Origin of the sequence: Streptomyces jumonjinensis, assembly GCF_009600885.1 — a bacterium.
In the GTDB taxonomy this organism is placed as follows: Bacteria; Actinomycetota; Actinomycetes; order Streptomycetales; family Streptomycetaceae; genus Streptomyces; species Streptomyces jumonjinensis.
In genome coordinates, this window is record NZ_VCLA01000172.1 from 37,511 (window position 1) to 52,249 (window position 14,739).

The following is a 14,739-nucleotide window of genomic DNA, read 5'->3' on the forward strand; positions in this document are numbered from 1 at the left end:
GACGGTGTGCGACTGCTCGGGCACGGCCATCCCGGCGAGCTGGGCGGCGCTCAGATCACATTGAGCGCGGACGCGCCGCCCACCCCGCCGAGGATCATGAAGACGGGCATCAGCACCTTCAGCTCCACCCAGCTGCCGGCCCGGAAGCGCATCGCCTTCGGCGGGCCCAGCGCGTACCAGCGCTTGCCCCCCACCGGTATCGGCCAGAGGATCGGGCATCCCGAGACGGTCAGCGCGTCCCCGATGTCATGCACCAGCGCGCCCAGCACGATGGGCAGACCGAGCCAGAGATACTCCTGGCCGGGCCCGGTGAACAGCCAGTCCGAGCCGTTGCCCGGCTGGTCCAGCACCCCCGCCAGAATCCAGGCGCTGGTCGCGCCCAGCAGCCAGACCAGCACATCGCTGGAGACCCGCGCGGCCCGCCAGAGCAGACCCTCCACGGCCAGCACCAGATGGACGAAGAGGATGGCGAGCACCGCCCACCGGCCGCCGGCGACCGCCAGCGCCGACGCCCCGGCGCCGATCACGACCGCCCACAGCCAGGTGTGGGTCAGCGTGCGGTGACCGCCGGTCCTGCGCTTGTCCCCGGGCTTCCTGGTCGCCTGGTAGACCGCGTACGACAGCTTGTCCACGATCTCGCAGAGGATCCGGGAGACCGGCCCGAAGGCCCGGGAGATCGTCGCCGCCTTGTGGTCGAGATCCGGTGCGAGCGCGGCCCCCGCGCAGACCAGCGCTCCGACCACGAGCACCGGCCAGGGCATGGGGTGGCCGGCCGCGGCGGTCGCCGCCCCCACCCCCAGCCAGGCGGCCGCCCCGGACAGCGAGTGCGCCGGTCCCATCATGATTCGTTTCCCCGCCCCGTCGATCCCGCCGCCGCACGGACGGCCGTCGCCCATCGCGATGAGCCCCGTCGCCCGTGCCGTCGGGCCCAGTTGACTGGCCAGCGTATCGTTCGTGATCTTCTGTCCGCCGCCCGGTTCCCCGAACCGGGGGGAGGACAGGCAAGATGGGGGGTGTGACCCTCATTGATCAGCTGCCGCCTGACGCCGACCCCGATGCCCTCTTCGAGGCTTTCTCCTCCTGGGCCGAGAATCGGGGCATCTCGCTCTACCCGGCTCAGGAAGAGGCGCTGATCGAGGTGGTCTCCGGGGCCAATGTGATTCTCTCCACCCCCACCGGCTCCGGAAAGAGCCTGGTCGCGGCCGGCGCGCATTTCGCCGCGCTCGCCCATGACCAGGTCACCTTCTACACCGCGCCGATCAAGGCCCTGGTCTCGGAGAAGTTCTTCGATCTCTGCAAGCTCTTCGGCACGGAGAACGTCGGCATGCTGACGGGCGACGCCTCCGTCAACGCGGACGCGCCGGTGATCTGCTGCACCGCCGAGGTGCTCGCCTCCATCGCGCTGCGGGACGGCAAGGACGCCGACATCGGCCAGGTGGTGATGGACGAGTTCCACTTCTACGCCGAGCCGGACCGGGGCTGGGCCTGGCAGATTCCGCTGCTGGAGCTGCCGCAGGCGCAGTTCATCCTGATGTCGGCGACGCTCGGCGACGTCTCCCGCTTCGAGAAGGACCTCACCCGGCGCACCGGCCGCCCCACCACCGTCGTACGGTCCGCGACCCGCCCGGTCCCGCTGTCGTACGAATACCGGCGCACCCCCATCACGGAGACGCTGACCGAGCTGCTCGACACCCGGCAGGCCCCCGTCTACATCGTGCACTTCACACAGGCGGCGGCCGTGGAGCGGGCGCAGTCCCTGATGAGCATCAACATGTGCTCACGGGAGGAGAAGGACCAGATCGCCGAGATGATCGGCAATTTCCGGTTCACCACGAAATTCGGCCGCAATCTCTCGCGCTATGTACGCCATGGCATCGGCGTCCACCACGCCGGGATGCTGCCCAAATACCGGCGGCTGGTCGAGAAGCTGGCCCAGGCCGGGCTGCTGAAGGTGATCTGCGGCACGGACACGCTGGGCGTCGGGGTGAACGTTCCGATCCGCACCGTGCTGTTCACCGCGCTCACCAAGTACGACGGCAATCGGGTGCGCACCCTGCGGGCGCGTGAGTTCCATCAGATCGCGGGCCGGGCGGGCCGGGCGGGATTCGACACGGCGGGTCTGGTCGCCGCGCAGGCCCCCGAGCACGTCATCGAGAACGAGAAGGCGCTCGCCAAGGCGGGCGACGACCCCAAGAAGCGGCGGAAGGTCGTCCGCAAGAAGGCCCCCGAGGGCTTCGTCGCCTGGTCGGACACGACCTTCGACAAACTGATCGACTCCGATCCCGAGCCGCTGACCTCGCGTTTCAAGGTCACGCACACCATGCTGCTGTCGGTGATCGCCCGGCCCGGCAATGCCTTCGACGCGATGCGCAGCCTGCTGGAGGACAATCACGAGCCCCGCAGAAACCAGCTGCGCCATATCCGCCGCGCCATCGCGATCTACCGTTCGCTGCTGGCCGGCGGGGTGGTCGAGCGGCTGGACGAGCCGGATGCCCAGGGGCGTATCGTCCGGCTCACCGTCGACCTCCAGCAGGACTTCGCGCTGAATCAGCCGCTCTCCACCTTCGCGCTGGCCGCCTTCGAGCTGCTGGACCCGGAGTCCCCCTCGTACGCGCTCGACATGGTCTCGGTCGTGGAGTCCACGCTCGACGATCCGCGCCAGATCCTCGCCGCCCAGCAGAACAAGGCGCGCGGTGAGGCGGTCGCGCTGATGAAGGCCGACGGCGTGGAGTACGAGGAGCGGATGGAGCGGCTCCAGGAGGTGACGTATCCCAAGCCGCTGGAGGAGCTGCTCTGGCACGCGTACGAGCTCTACCGCACCAGCCATCCGTGGGTCGGCGACCACCCCGTCTCGCCGAAGTCCGTCATCCGCGACATGTACGAGCGGGCGCTGTCGTTCACCGAGTTCACCTCGTTCTACGAGCTGGCCCGGACCGAGGGCATCGTGCTGCGCTATCTCGCGGGCGCGTACAAGGCGCTGGAGCACACCATCCCGGACGATCTGAAGTCGGAGGATCTGGAGGATCTGATCGCCTGGCTCGGCGAGATGGTGCGCCAGGTGGACTCCAGCCTGCTGGACGAGTGGGAGCAGCTGGCCAATCCGGAGGTGGAGACCGCCGAGCAGGCCCAGGAGAAGGCCGACCAGGTCAAGCCGGTCACGGCCAATGCCCGCGCCTTCCGGGTGCTGGTGCGCAACGCCATGTTCCGGCGGGTGGAGCTAGCCGCGCTGGACCGGGCGGGCGACCTCGGCGAGCTGGACGCGGAGTCCGGCTGGGACGAGGAGGCGTGGGGCGAGGCGCTGGACGCGTACTGGGACGAGTACGAGGAGCTGGGCACCGGCCCCGACGCGCGCGGCCCGAAGCTGCTGCTGATCGAGGAGGACGAGGCCCACGGTCTCTGGCGGGTCCGGCAGATCTTCGCCGACCCGAACGGCGATCATGACTGGGGCATCAGCGCGGAGGTCGATCTGGCCGCCTCCGACGAGGAGGGCCGCGCGGTCGTCCGCGTCACCTCGGTCGGACAGCTCTGACCGCCCCCGAGAAACCGTTCGAGACACAGGAGAACGTCCGATGACGAACCCGGCCGAGCGTCTGGTGGATCTGCTCGATCTGGAGCGGATCGAGGTCGACATCTTCCGCGGGCTGAGCCCCAACGAGTCCCTGCAGCGGGTCTTCGGCGGACAGGTGGCGGGCCAGGCGCTGGTCGCGGCCGGGCGCACCACGGACGGGGAGCGCCCGGTGCACTCCCTGCACGCGTATTTTCTGCGGCCGGGCCGTCCCGGGGTGCCGATCGTCTACCAGGTGGAGCGGGTGCGGGACGGCCGCTCCTTCACCACCCGCCGGGTCACCGCGATCCAGCAGGGCAGGACGATCTTCAATCTGACCGCGTCCTTCCACCGCCCGGAGGAGGGCAGCATCGAGCATCAGCTGCCGCCCCGGCTGGACTTCCCGGATCCCGAGTCCCTGCCCAATGTCGCGGAGGAGGTCCGCGAGCACATGGGGGCGCTGCCCGAGGCGCTGGAGCGGATGGCGCGGCGTCTGCCCTTCGACATCCGCTACACCGAGCGGCTGCGCTGGACTCCCGCGGAGATCAAGGAGAAGGAGGACGATCCGCGCAGCGCGGTGTGGATGCGGGCGGTGGGCCCGCTGGGGGACGATCCGCTGGTGCACACCTGCGCGCTGACGTACGCGAGCGATATGACGCTGCTGGACGCGGTGCGGATCCCGGTGGAGCCGCTCTGGGGCCGACGGGGCTATGACATGGCGTCGCTGGACCACGCGATGTGGTTCCACCGGCCGTTCCGGGCCGACGAGTGGTTTCTGTACGACCAGGAGTCCCCGGTCTCCACGGGCGGGCGGGGGCTGGCGCGCGGCCGTATCTACAACCGTGAGGGCGCGTTGATCGTATCGGTGGTGCAGGAGGGGCTCTTCCGCCCACTGACTGGCTGATCAGCTGTTTTTCCCACTTCAGAGGAGTTCGGATGACCGTCCTGTATGACATTCCGCTGCGTGCGCTCACCGGTGAGCCGGCCTCTCTCGGGGAGTACCGGGGCCAGGCGGTACTGGTGGTGAATGTGGCGTCCCAGTGCGGTCTGACGCCGCAGTACGCGGGGCTGGAGCGGCTCCAGCAGCGGTACGGGGACCGGGGGTTCACCGTGGTCGGCGTGCCGTGCAATCAGTTCGCCGGGCAGGAGCCGGGGAGCGCGGAGGAGATCGGTACGTTCTGCTCCGCGACCTACGGGGTGACCTTCCCGCTGCTGGAGAAGAGCGAGGTGAACGGGCCCGGGCGGCATCCGCTGTACGCGGAGCTGACGAAGTCCGCGGACGCGGAGGGCGCGGCCGGCGATGTGCAGTGGAACTTCGAGAAGTTCCTGATCGGCAGGGACGGCGCGGTCGTGGCGCGGATCCGGCCGGGTACGGAGCCGGAGTCGCCCGAGGTCGTCGCGGCGATCGAGGCGCTGCTGTAACGCTGCTGTAGGGAGCCTCGTCGAGGTCCCGGCCGCCTGGCCCTGGCTCTGGCGCGCTCGCGGTGGTCCGGGGGCCGGGCGGTCCCGGTCCCCGGTCCCCGGGCCGCTTCAGCGGATCGGCAGGCCCGACAGAGTGCGGGCGATCACCAGCCGCTGGATCTCGCTGGTGCCTTCGAAGATCGTGTAGATGGCCGCGTCCCGGTGCATCCGCTCCACCGGGTACTCGCGGGTGAAGCCGTTGCCGCCCAGGATCTGGATGGCCCGGGCGGTGACGTCCTTGGCCGTCTCGCTGGCGTACAGCTTGGACATCGAGCCCTCGGCCGAGGTGAAGGGCTTGCCGGCGGCGGCCATCCAGGAGGCTCGCCACACCAGGAGGCGGGCGGCGTCGATCCGGGTGCGCATATCGGCGAGCTGGAAGGCGATGCCCTGGTTGTCGATGATGGGCCGGCCGAACTGGGTGCGGGTGCCGGCGTAGTCGAGCGCGATCTCGTAGGCGGCGCGGGCGGTGCCCACCGCCATCGCGCCGACGGCGGGGCGGGACGCCTCGAAGGTGGCCATGGCGGCGTTCTTCACCCGCTCGCTCGGTGTGCCGGCGGTTTCGCGGGCTGTTTCGCGGGCGCGGGCGAGGCGTTCGTCGAGTCGTTCCTTGCCCCCGAGGAGGCAGTGGCCGGGGATGCGGACGTCGTCGAGGACCACCTCGGCGGTGTGGGAGGCGCGGATGCCGTGCTTCTTGAACTTCTGGCCCTGGCTCAGCCCGGGGGTGCCCGGCGGGACGATGAAGGAGGCATGGCCCTTGGAGCCGCACTCCGGGTCGACCACGGCGACGACGACATGGACATGGGCGATGCCTCCGTTGGTCACCCAGGTCTTGGCGCCGTTGAGCACCCATTCGTCCGTGGCCCGGCAGTAGACCGCCCGGGTGCGCATCGCGCCGACGTCCGAGCCCGCGTCGGGTTCGGAGGAGCAGAAGGCGGCGAGTCTGACGTCGTCGGCGTCCCCGTACATCTGGGGAACCCAGGTGCCGATCTGTTCCTCGGTGCCGTTGGCGAGGACGCCGACGGCGGCGAGTCCGGTGCCGACGATGGAGAGGGCGATGCCCGCGTCGCCCCAGAAGAGCTCTTCCAGCGCTATCGGGATGCCGAGGCCGGTGGGGTCGAAGTACTGCTGGGCGTAGAAGTCGAGGGAGTAGATTCCGGCCTTCGCCGCCTCCTGGATGACCGGCCAGGGGGTCTCCTCCCGCTCGTCCCACTCGGCCGCGGCGGGACGGATCACCTCGGCCGCGAAGCCGTGCAGCCAGTCGCGGAGCTGTTTCTGGTCATCGTTGAGTTCGAGCGTGAACCCGGCCATATCCCCTCCAGTACTGCGGTGTCCCGCCGTCTTTCGACCACACTTGTTACTTGCGGTAACCGCAGTCTGTTACCGGGTGGTAGAGGGTGTCAACCGACTCCGGGGGGATACCCCGGCCGAGCGGCGGGGGTGTTAGTTTGCGCAGGCGTCACGGAATCGCTCGGGCGGGGAGAAGGGCCTATGGAGACCAGACAGCAGCCGTCCGAACGGGACCGGCCGGCCGAGCAGCGCCGCCGGGAGCTGCTGGAAGCCGCGGATCGGGTGGTGCTCCGGGACGGCCCGAAAGCGTCCATGAACGCCATCGCGGCGGAGGCGGGGATCACCAAGCCGATCCTGTACCGGCACTTCGGCGACAAGGGCGGGCTCTACCGGGCGCTGGCCAAGCGGCACACCGACGCCCTGCTCGACTCGCTGCGGCTGGCGCTGGACGCGCCCGCGGAGCGGCGGGAGCGGGTCGAGGCGACGCTCGACACCTATCTCGCGGCGATCGAGGCCCGGCCGCAGGTGTACCGCTTCCTCATGCACCCGGCGGAGACGCCGCAGCCGGAGACGGGGGCGGCGGCCGGGGCCGGGAGCGGGGAGACGGGCTTCGACGTCGGCCGCCACTCCGCGCCGCTGCTGAGACGGCTGGGCGAGGAGCTGGCGAAGGTGATCCACGACCGGGTGGAGCTGGGCCCTGAGGGCGAGCGGCTGGCGCGGGTGTGGGGGCACGGGATCGTCGGCATGATGCACGCGGCAGGCGACTGGTGGCTCGGGGACCGCCCCTGCTCCCGCGCGGAGTTGGTGCGATGCCTCGCGGATCTGCTGTGGGGCCGGCTGGCGGCGGTCTCGGACAAGGCGGGCGGTCCGGGCTTCTGAACCCCGCCCGGAGCCCCACGTGCCCCGGTCCGGACCGGTCCGGTCCGGACCCCTAGGGCCTGTCGGGGGTCCGGGCCCTGATGACCGTCCGGATCCTGAAGCCGCCCCTGCGCACTGCGCCGCACCCCGCTCCTGAAGGCGGTCCGGACCACCTGAAGCCGCCCCCGTACTCCACCGTGCACCGGGCCGGACCCCTTGGCGATCCCCGGCTCCCTCAAGCCGCCCCACGCCCGGAGCGCTCCGCCGCGCCCCGGGCCCTCACCGGACGCTCACCGGGCCGGGACGCCGGGCGACGACCAGGGAGCCCGGCGGACCGCCCGTGCCAGCCGGGCCCTGCGCCAGCCGTGCAGCCGGTCCGGATAGACCATGCCGTCCAGATGGTCGCACTCGTGCTGGAGGCACCGGGCGAAGAACCCCGTGCCCTCCACCCGCACCGGGCTCCCGTCCATCAGCACCCCTTCCACCACGGCCCGGTCGAACCGCTCCGTCCCCGCTTCGAGACCGGGCAGCGACAGACACCCCTCGGGCCCCCGCACCGCCACCCCGTCGGCCGCCACCAGCCGCGGATTGACGATATGTCCGACATGGCGGATATCGTCGTCGTCCGGACAGTCGTAGACGAACACCTTCAGCCCGACGCCCACCTGATTCGCCGCGAGCCCGACTCCCTGAGCCGCATACATGGTCGCGAACATGTCATTAACGAGTTCTCCGAGCGCGGGACCGAAGTCGGTGACACTCTCACAGGGCGTGTGCAGCGCCGTGTCCCCGAGCAGGCTCATGGGCCGCACGAGTCCGGAACTGCCGGGGATAGGACGGTTTCGCATGGCCGCAAGCGTACGTTCAGCCATGACCTCCGCGCTCCGGGCGGTGCCGAGGTTCGGGCCGGGGCCCGGACCTGGATAGGCTTGGGCCGACCGATGCAAGGAGGATCAAGGACGATGTCAGGCAACTCGGAGCCACTGACGCCGCGCGCCAAGCTCGCCGTGACGGCGGGCAGAGCCGCTGCCGCGGTCTCCCGCGCGGCCGGACGCGGCAGCGGTTCGGTGATCGGCGGCCGGGTCGCGCTCAAGCTCGACCCCGATCTGCTGGGGCGACTGGCGCAGCACCTGGACGTCGTCCTCGTGTCGGCCACCAACGGCAAGACCACCACCACCCGGCTGATCGCGGAGGCGCTGCGCGCCGCGGGACCGGTCGTGTCCAACGCGCTCGGCGCGAATATGCCCGCGGGCATCACCTCCGCCCTCGCGGGCGGATCGGACGCCAGATTCGGCGTCATCGAGGTGGATGAGAAGTACCTCGCCGGGGTCGCCCGCGATGTGACCCCCAAGGCGATCGCGCTGCTCAACCTCTCCCGCGACCAGCTCGACCGCGCCGCGGAGACCCGGATGCTCGCCGAGAAGTGGCGCGAGGGACTCGCCGGGTCCAAGGCGATCGTCATCGCCAACGCGGACGACCCGCTGATCGTCTGGGCCGCCTCCTCCTCCCCCACCGTGGTGTGGGTGGCGGCCGGCCAGGAGTGGAAGGACGACGCCTGGTCCTGCCCGTCCTGCGGCGGTGTGATGCAGCGCCCCGGCGACGACTGGTTCTGCGGCGAGTGCGGCTTCCGCCGCCCCGCCCCCAGCTGGGTGCTGAACGGCGACTACGTCCTCGATCCGCACGGCTCGGCCTGGCCGATCCGCCTCCAGCTGCCGGGCCGCGCCAACAAGGCGAACGCCGCGACCTCCGCGGCCGTGGCGGCCTGCTTCGGCGTGCCCCCGCAGGTCGCCCTGGAGCGGATGTACTCCGTACAGGCCGTCGCCGGACGGTACGACGTGGTCAGCTTCATGGACCGCGAACTGCGGCTGCTGCTCGCCAAGAACCCGGCCGGCTGGCTGGAGACCTTCTCGCTGATCGACCCGCCGCCGACGCCGGTCATCCTGGCCGTCAACGCCCGTGGCGCGGACGGCACGGACACCTCCTGGCTCTGGGACGTCGACTACACCAGGCTCGCCGGGCACCCGATCTTCGTGATCGGCGACCGCCGGCTCGACCTGGCCGTCCGTCTGGAGGTCGCCGGTCTGGACTTCCGGGTCTGCGACACCGTGGACGAGGCCGTCCGCAGCGCCCCGCCCGGACGGATCGAACTGATCGCCAACTACACCGCCTTCCAGGATGTGCGCCGTCGTGTCGGCAACTGACCCCCGGGTCCCGAAGAGAGGACGTAACAGCATGAGTGACAGCAGTCTGCGTCTGGTCTGGGTCTACCCGGATCTGCTCAGCACCTACGGCGACCAGGGCAACGCCCTGGTGGTGGAGCGCCGGGCCCGGCAGCGCGGTCTCGATGTGATGCGTATCGACGTACGCAGCGACCAGCCGATCCCCACCTCGGGCGACATCTATCTGATCGGCGGCGGCGAGGACCGGCCCCAGCGGCTGGCCTCCGAGCGGCTGCGCCGCGACGGCGGGCTCAACCGCGCCGCCGAGAACGGCGCGATCATCTTCTCGGTCTGCGCGGGCTATCAGATCCTGGGTCATGAGTTCATCAACGACCTGGGCGAGCGGGAGCCGGGCCTCGGGCTGATCGACGTGGTGTCCACCCGCGGCGAGGGCGAGCGGTGCGTCGGCGACGTACTGGCCGACATCGACCCGCGGTTCGGTCTGCCGCAGCTGACCGGTTTCGAGAACCACCAGGGCATCACCCACCTCGGCCCCACGGCCCGCCCGTTCGCCCGTACGGTCATCGGCCGGGGCAACGGCACCGGCGACGGCACCGAGGGCGCGTACAACGACACCGTCTTCGGCACGTATATGCACGGCCCGGTGATGGCCCGCAATCCGCAGATCGCCGATCTGCTGCTGAAGCTGGCCCTCGATGTGAACGCCCTCCCGCCCACGGACGACCGCTGGTACGAGGCGCTGCGCAACGAGCGCATCAGCTCCGCTTCTCAGCCCGCCTGATCCGAGCGTTCCCTGGGGCGTCCCACCAGTTGGGACGCCCCATTCGATTTGCGCCACCCCGCGCCGGTAGGGTGACGGGGATCCAGCCGGACGACGTGGTCCGGGAGTCGGCCCACGTTGCAAAGGTATTTCGGGCAATGCGCATTGGTGTGCTCACCTCCGGCGGCGACTGCCCCGGCCTGAACGCCGTCATCCGCTCCGTCGTGCATCGCGCAGTCGTCGACCACGGTGACGAGGTCATCGGCTTCCACGACGGCTGGCGGGGTCTTCTGGAGTGCGACTACCGCAAGCTCGACCTGGACGCGGTGGGCGGCATCCTGGCGCGCGGCGGCACCATCCTCGGTTCTTCGCGGGTCCGTCCCGAGCATCTGCGCGACGGTGTGGAACGCGCCAAGGGCCATGTCTCCGATCTGGGCCTCGACGCGATCATCCCGATCGGCGGCGAGGGCACGCTCAAGGCGGCCCATCTGCTCTCCGAGGGCGGACTGCCGATCGTCGGCGTGCCCAAGACGATCGACAACGACATCGCCTCGACCGATGTCACCTTCGGCTTCGACACCGCCGTGGGGGTCGCCACCGAGGCGCTCGACCGGCTGAAGACCACGGCGGAGTCGCATCAGCGGGTGCTGATCGTGGAGGTCATGGGCCGGCACACCGGCTGGATCGCGCTGCACTCCGGCATGGCGGCCGGCGCGCACGCCATCGTGGTGCCCGAGCGGCCCTTCGACATCGGCGAGCTGACCGCGCGGGTCGGCGAGCGGTTCTCGGCGGGCAAGCGGTTCGCCATCGTGGTGGTCGCCGAGGGCGCGAAGCCCCGCGAGGGCTCCATGGACTGGGACGAGGGCGGCAAGGACGTCTACGGCCATGAGCGTTTCGCGGGCGTCGCCCGGCAGCTCTCCGTCGAGCTGGAGCAGCGCCTCGGCAAGGAGGCGCGGCCGGTGATCCTCGGCCATGTCCAGCGCGGCGGCACACCGACCGCGTACGACCGGGTGCTGGCCACCCGCTTCGGCTGGCACGCGGTGGAGGCGGTGCACCGCGGCGAGTTCGGCATGCTCACCGCGCTCCGTGGCACGGAGATCACGATGGCGCCGCTGTCGCGGGCCGTGGAGACCTTGAAGACCGTCCCGGCCGAGCGGTACGCCGAGGCCCAGTGCGTGCTGTGAGCCGCCCCGGAGGCCACTGAGCCGCCACCCGGACACCACTGAGCCGCTCCGCAGGCCACTGAACCGGCCCCCGTACGCCACTGAGCCGCCCCCGGTCGCAGCCGCGACCGGGGGCGGTTCTACTCTGGTCCCGGCAAGGGCACAACCAGGACGAAACAGGAGCCGGCGGATGGATCACAGCGGGCACGGATCATCGATGGAGATGGATCTTCCGCCGTTCACGCTGGCCCGGGGGCTTGAGTTCTCCCCGGACGCGTTCTTCCTGACCGGCTGTCTGCTGGCGCTGGCGCTGTACGGCTGGGGTGTGGTGCGGCTGCGCAGGCGCGGCGACTCCTGGCAGATCGGCCGTACCGTCTTCTTCGTCAGCGGTGTGCTGACGGTGGCGCTGGCCATGTGCACCAAGCTGAACGACTACGGCATGGTCATGTTCAGCGTGCATATGGTGCAGCACATGATCATCAGCATGATCTCGCCGATCCTGCTGCTGCTCGGCGCGCCGGTGACGCTGGCGCTGCGTGCGCTGCCGGTGGCGGGCCGGGGCCGCAAGGGGCCGCGGGAGCTGCTGCTCGCCCTGCTGCACAGCCGCTATATGAAGATCGTGACTCATCCCGCGTTCACCATTCCGCTCTTCATCGCGAGTCTGTACGGGCTCTACTTCACTCCGCTCTTCGATCTGCTGATGGAGTCGCAGCCCGGGCATATCGCGATGATGGTGCACTTCCTCGCCACCGGTCTGGTCTTCTTCTGGCCGATCATGGGGGTGGATCCGGGTCCGCACCGGCCGGGGTATGTGATGCGGATGCTGGAGCTGTTCGCGGGGATGCCGTTCCACGCCTTCTTCGGCATCGCGCTGATGATGGCGAGCGAGCCGATGGTCGACGCGTACACCAGCCCTCCGGCCTCGCTGGGCATCGACGCGCTGGCCGATCAGAACGCGGCGGGCGGGATCGCCTGGGCGTTCAGCGAGATTCCCTCCGTGCTGGTGCTGATCGCGCTGGTGTTCCAGTGGTACCGCTCCGAGCAGCGGCAGGCCAGGCGTACGGACCGGGCCGCCGACCGGGACGGGGACAAGGAGCTGGAGGCGTACAACGCGTATCTCGCCTCCCTGAACGCCCGCGGGCGGTAGCGCGAACCGGGGGTCCGGGGCGACGATGACCTTCGGCGACCGCCGTCGTCCGAGGAGGGCGCGCATGTCCGGATCCACGAAAGCGATGGGAGTGCTCACGGTCGGGGCCCTGGTGGTCGTGACCGGATACACGGTGGCACTCGGCAGCAACGGCTGGCTCTGGTTCGGCTGGGTGGTGCTCGGCCTGGTGACCGTCGGGATGGTCGCCTCACGGGGCGCCTGAGGCCGCCCGCGCTTCCGTCCGGCCCATGGCGGGCGCGGGCTCGGGTGCGGGTGCGCCCGGCCGGTCCGGTTCCTGCGAGGGCTCGCTGAGCGGCCGGGACATGAGCTCCGGCACGGTCCGTCTCGGTCCGTGCGCGGTGCGCGGCACATTCCCGGGCTGTGCGACCAGGCGGCTGAACCAGATGACCTTCCCGGTCTCCGTGGCGCAGGTGCCCCAGCTGTCGCTGAGGACGGCGACGGCGGCCAGCCCGCCCTTCGCCGGACAGCAGCTGGTGAGCCGCGGCAGACCGCGCCCGCGGTCGGCGACGGAGACGGTCAGTCTGCGGCCGGTCCAGCGCAGCTCCACCACACAGGTCTTGTCCCCGGGAACGTGCCGTACGACATTGCCGAGCAGCTCGCCGACCGCGCGGCAGACGGGTGCGATCTGCGATTCCAGCTTCCAGTGCCTCAGATGCGCCGCGAGAATGCGCCGGATTCCCGGGATCCGCTCGGTGGTCGCCCGTACTTCCAGGGTGTACCGGCAGACGGCCTGAACGTGCATGGCCATGGCTCCTCACCGCGACCGGGCCGGGCCTCTCCAGGTGCGGGACCCCCGAGTGCGAAGAGTGACCGCCTGTCGCTTCCAGGTCACTGACAAGGGTGACGCCGGGCACGCATGACCGCAACACAACAGGGGGCGGAAGGCACCTTTGATGTCGTGTCCTCCGGGTTGTCCCCATCGTTTTCCCGGCATGGGCCTCAGGGCCCGTCCGATGGTTCTCGCCGGTTTCGCCTGGTCCATCAGACATCAGACATCGGACAGGCCCTGAGGCCCGGCTTCCCCGGCGCTCGCCGTCTCGCCCCGGTCCGCGCGCGGGCCGGGGCGGGCGGGGCGGGCGCCGTCCACGGGACGTCCACGACCCGGCTGCCGGCCGCCGCCCTGGCTCGCCGTGCCCCGGGTCCCGCACTGGAAGGGTGATCGTTGTGACGTCTGCTGTTGACACCGCCGATGCTCGCACCGCCGGACCGATTGATCTGACCGTCGTACGCGACGAGGTCGAGCGGGTGGCGGAGGAGTTCCTCGCCGCCAAAGCGGCGACCGCGGCCGGGTGCGGCCATCCGCCGGAAGTCGTCAGGATTCTGCGGGACTTCCTGGCGTCGGGGGGAAAGCGGGTGCGGCCCCTGCTCTGTGTGGTGGGCTGGTACGCGGCCGGGGGCCGGGGGGATATGACGGCGGTGCTGCGGGCGGCGGCGTCGCTGGAGCTCTACCAGACCTTCGTCCTCATCCACGACGACATCATCGACGACTCCGCCGTGCGCCGCGGCAGGCCCGCCGTCCACCGTGCGCTGGCCGCCCGGCACAGCAGGCTGGAGAGCGCCGCGCGGCTCGGCGCGGGCGGCGCCCTGCTGGCCGGGAATCTGGCGCTGATCTGGTCGCAGGAGCTGCTGCACACCCTGGGCCTGCCCGCCGAGCGGCTCCGGGCGGTGCACCGGGTCAACGACGCGATGCTGGCGGAGGTGATGTTCGGTCAGTACCGGGATCTACTCGGCGCCGAGCGGGTGGACGACGACGTCGAGTCCGCCCTCGGGATCATCCGGTACAAGACCGCCGCGGGCACCATCCAGCGGCCCCTTCAGCTCGGTGTCGCCGTGGGCGGCGGCGGCCAGGCGGCGCTGGAGTTCTGTACGGCGTTCGGCGTCCCCCTCGGCGAGGCATTCCAGCTGCGGGACGATCTGCTGGACGTGTACGGCTCCGCCGACGGAAGCAGCGATCCGGGGCTGAACGATCTGCGGGAGGGGAAGCACACCGTCCTGATGGCCCTGGCGATGCGGTCCGCGACGGCGGCGCAGCGGGTGCGGCTGCGCGCGCTGGTGGGCCGGGCGGACCTCGACGAGGGCGGGGCGGCCGAGATCCGCGTTGTGCTCGGCTCCACCGGGGCGCGGGACGCCGTCGAGCAGATGATCTCCGCCCGTTACCATCAGTGCCTCGGCGTCCTCGACGCGGCGCCCCTCCCGCCGGCGGCAGCCGCCGCGCTGCGGGAGCTCGCCGTCACCGCCACCCAGTACACGGCGTGAACCAGCGCCGCCGGGCGCGGGCTCCGGGTGCTCCGGCCGCCGCGCCCCCCTCCTACCTTCGA

14 protein-coding genes are annotated in these 14,739 nt (G+C 70.8%); 10 read left to right on the top strand and 4 right to left on the bottom strand.

Features of this window, described 5'->3' with window-relative positions; translation table 11 throughout:
- Positions 1-50: 50 nt before the first annotated feature.
- Positions 51-842, bottom strand: coding sequence for a metal-dependent hydrolase (locus FF041_RS26365; protein WP_153525146.1), 792 nt, complete (start codon positions 840-842; stop codon positions 51-53).
- A 173-nt stretch (positions 843-1,015) separates the two neighbouring features.
- Between FF041_RS26365 and FF041_RS26370 the strand changes: the two genes are divergently transcribed.
- The 3 genes from FF041_RS26370 to FF041_RS26380 are packed head-to-tail and all read left to right on the top strand — an operon-like array spanning position 1,016 to position 4,966.
- Positions 1,016-3,529, top strand: a complete 2,514-nt coding sequence (locus tag FF041_RS26370) for a DEAD/DEAH box helicase (protein ID WP_323392762.1) — start codon at positions 1,016-1,018, stop codon at positions 3,527-3,529.
- A gap of 40 nt (positions 3,530-3,569) precedes the next feature.
- The gene (locus FF041_RS26375; protein WP_153487506.1) at positions 3,570-4,448 is read left to right on the top strand and encodes an acyl-CoA thioesterase; all 879 of its coding nucleotides are present in this window, start codon (positions 3,570-3,572) and stop codon (positions 4,446-4,448) included.
- 32 nt (positions 4,449-4,480) lie between these two features.
- Complete coding sequence (locus FF041_RS26380; protein ID WP_153487505.1) at positions 4,481-4,966, top strand: glutathione peroxidase; 486 nt, start codon at positions 4,481-4,483, stop codon at positions 4,964-4,966.
- A 108-nt stretch (positions 4,967-5,074) separates the two neighbouring features.
- Here the strand turns inward: FF041_RS26380 and FF041_RS26385 are convergent, their stop codons facing one another.
- Complete coding sequence (locus tag FF041_RS26385; protein WP_153525149.1) at positions 5,075-6,313, bottom strand: acyl-CoA dehydrogenase family protein; 1,239 nt, start codon at positions 6,311-6,313, stop codon at positions 5,075-5,077.
- Positions 6,314-6,493: 180 nt separating this feature from the next.
- On the opposite strand from FF041_RS26385, the gene FF041_RS26390 reads away from it, so the two are divergent.
- The gene (locus tag FF041_RS26390; RefSeq protein ID WP_153525151.1) at positions 6,494-7,171 is read left to right on the top strand and encodes a TetR family transcriptional regulator; all 678 of its coding nucleotides are present in this window, start codon (positions 6,494-6,496) and stop codon (positions 7,169-7,171) included.
- 269 nt (positions 7,172-7,440) lie between these two features.
- Here the strand turns inward: FF041_RS26390 and def are convergent, their stop codons facing one another.
- The gene (gene def, locus FF041_RS26395; RefSeq protein ID WP_153525153.1) at positions 7,441-7,998 is read right to left on the bottom strand and encodes a peptide deformylase; all 558 of its coding nucleotides are present in this window, start codon (positions 7,996-7,998) and stop codon (positions 7,441-7,443) included.
- A gap of 114 nt (positions 7,999-8,112) precedes the next feature.
- Here def and FF041_RS26400 point away from each other — a divergent pair, with 114 nt between their 5' ends.
- The 5 genes from FF041_RS26400 (at position 8,113) to FF041_RS38180 (ending at position 12,623) form a co-directional block, all read left to right on the top strand.
- The gene (locus FF041_RS26400) at positions 8,113-9,351 is read left to right on the top strand and encodes a MurT ligase domain-containing protein (protein WP_153487499.1); all 1,239 of its coding nucleotides are present in this window, start codon (positions 8,113-8,115) and stop codon (positions 9,349-9,351) included.
- 31 nt (positions 9,352-9,382) lie between these two features.
- Positions 9,383-10,111, top strand: a complete 729-nt coding sequence (locus tag FF041_RS26405) for a type 1 glutamine amidotransferase (protein WP_153525154.1) — start codon at positions 9,383-9,385, stop codon at positions 10,109-10,111.
- Positions 10,112-10,248: 137 nt separating this feature from the next.
- Positions 10,249-11,274 carry a 6-phosphofructokinase gene (locus FF041_RS26410; protein ID WP_153525156.1) on the top strand — a complete coding sequence of 342 codons (1,026 nt, stop codon included), beginning with the start codon at positions 10,249-10,251 and terminating at the stop codon, positions 11,272-11,274.
- A 169-nt stretch (positions 11,275-11,443) separates the two neighbouring features.
- The gene (locus FF041_RS26415) at positions 11,444-12,400 is read left to right on the top strand and encodes a cytochrome c oxidase assembly protein (RefSeq protein ID WP_153525158.1); all 957 of its coding nucleotides are present in this window, start codon (positions 11,444-11,446) and stop codon (positions 12,398-12,400) included.
- A 64-nt stretch (positions 12,401-12,464) separates the two neighbouring features.
- On the top strand, positions 12,465-12,623 hold the full coding sequence (locus tag FF041_RS38180) for a hypothetical protein (RefSeq protein WP_194292186.1): 159 nt from the start codon (positions 12,465-12,467) through the stop codon (positions 12,621-12,623).
- On the opposite strand, the gene FF041_RS26420 is transcribed toward FF041_RS38180, so the two are convergent.
- On the bottom strand, positions 12,609-13,163 hold the full coding sequence (locus FF041_RS26420) for an ATP-binding protein (protein WP_153525199.1): 555 nt from the start codon (positions 13,161-13,163) through the stop codon (positions 12,609-12,611). The genes FF041_RS38180 and FF041_RS26420 overlap by 15 nt on opposite strands.
- A gap of 422 nt (positions 13,164-13,585) precedes the next feature.
- On the opposite strand from FF041_RS26420, the gene FF041_RS26425 reads away from it, so the two are divergent.
- Positions 13,586-14,677 (top strand): polyprenyl synthetase family protein, encoded by a 1,092-nt coding sequence (locus tag FF041_RS26425; RefSeq protein ID WP_323392767.1) that lies wholly within the window; start codon positions 13,586-13,588, stop codon positions 14,675-14,677.
- Positions 14,678-14,739 lie beyond the last annotated feature (62 nt).

Excerpts from the sequence above, each read along its gene's own strand:
- FF041_RS26365 (WP_153525146.1), bottom strand. The coding sequence starts at position 842 with ATGATGGGACCGGCGCACTCGCTGTCCGGGGCGGCCGCCTGGCTGGGG.
- FF041_RS26375 (WP_153487506.1), top strand. The coding sequence starts at position 3,570 with ATGACGAACCCGGCCGAGCGTCTGGTGGATCTGCTCGATCTGGAGCGG.
- FF041_RS26380 (WP_153487505.1), top strand. The coding sequence starts at position 4,481 with ATGACCGTCCTGTATGACATTCCGCTGCGTGCGCTCACCGGTGAGCCG.
- FF041_RS26385 (WP_153525149.1), bottom strand. The coding sequence starts at position 6,313 with ATGGCCGGGTTCACGCTCGAACTCAACGATGACCAGAAACAGCTCCGC.
- FF041_RS26390 (WP_153525151.1), top strand. The coding sequence starts at position 6,494 with ATGGAGACCAGACAGCAGCCGTCCGAACGGGACCGGCCGGCCGAGCAG.
- def (WP_153525153.1), bottom strand. The coding sequence starts at position 7,998 with ATGCGAAACCGTCCTATCCCCGGCAGTTCCGGACTCGTGCGGCCCATG.
- FF041_RS26400 (WP_153487499.1), top strand. The coding sequence starts at position 8,113 with ATGTCAGGCAACTCGGAGCCACTGACGCCGCGCGCCAAGCTCGCCGTG.
- FF041_RS26405 (WP_153525154.1), top strand. The coding sequence starts at position 9,383 with ATGAGTGACAGCAGTCTGCGTCTGGTCTGGGTCTACCCGGATCTGCTC.
- FF041_RS26410 (WP_153525156.1), top strand. The coding sequence starts at position 10,249 with ATGCGCATTGGTGTGCTCACCTCCGGCGGCGACTGCCCCGGCCTGAAC.
- FF041_RS26415 (WP_153525158.1), top strand. The coding sequence starts at position 11,444 with ATGGATCACAGCGGGCACGGATCATCGATGGAGATGGATCTTCCGCCG.
- FF041_RS38180 (WP_194292186.1), top strand. The coding sequence starts at position 12,465 with ATGTCCGGATCCACGAAAGCGATGGGAGTGCTCACGGTCGGGGCCCTG.
- FF041_RS26420 (WP_153525199.1), bottom strand. The coding sequence starts at position 13,163 with ATGCACGTTCAGGCCGTCTGCCGGTACACCCTGGAAGTACGGGCGACC.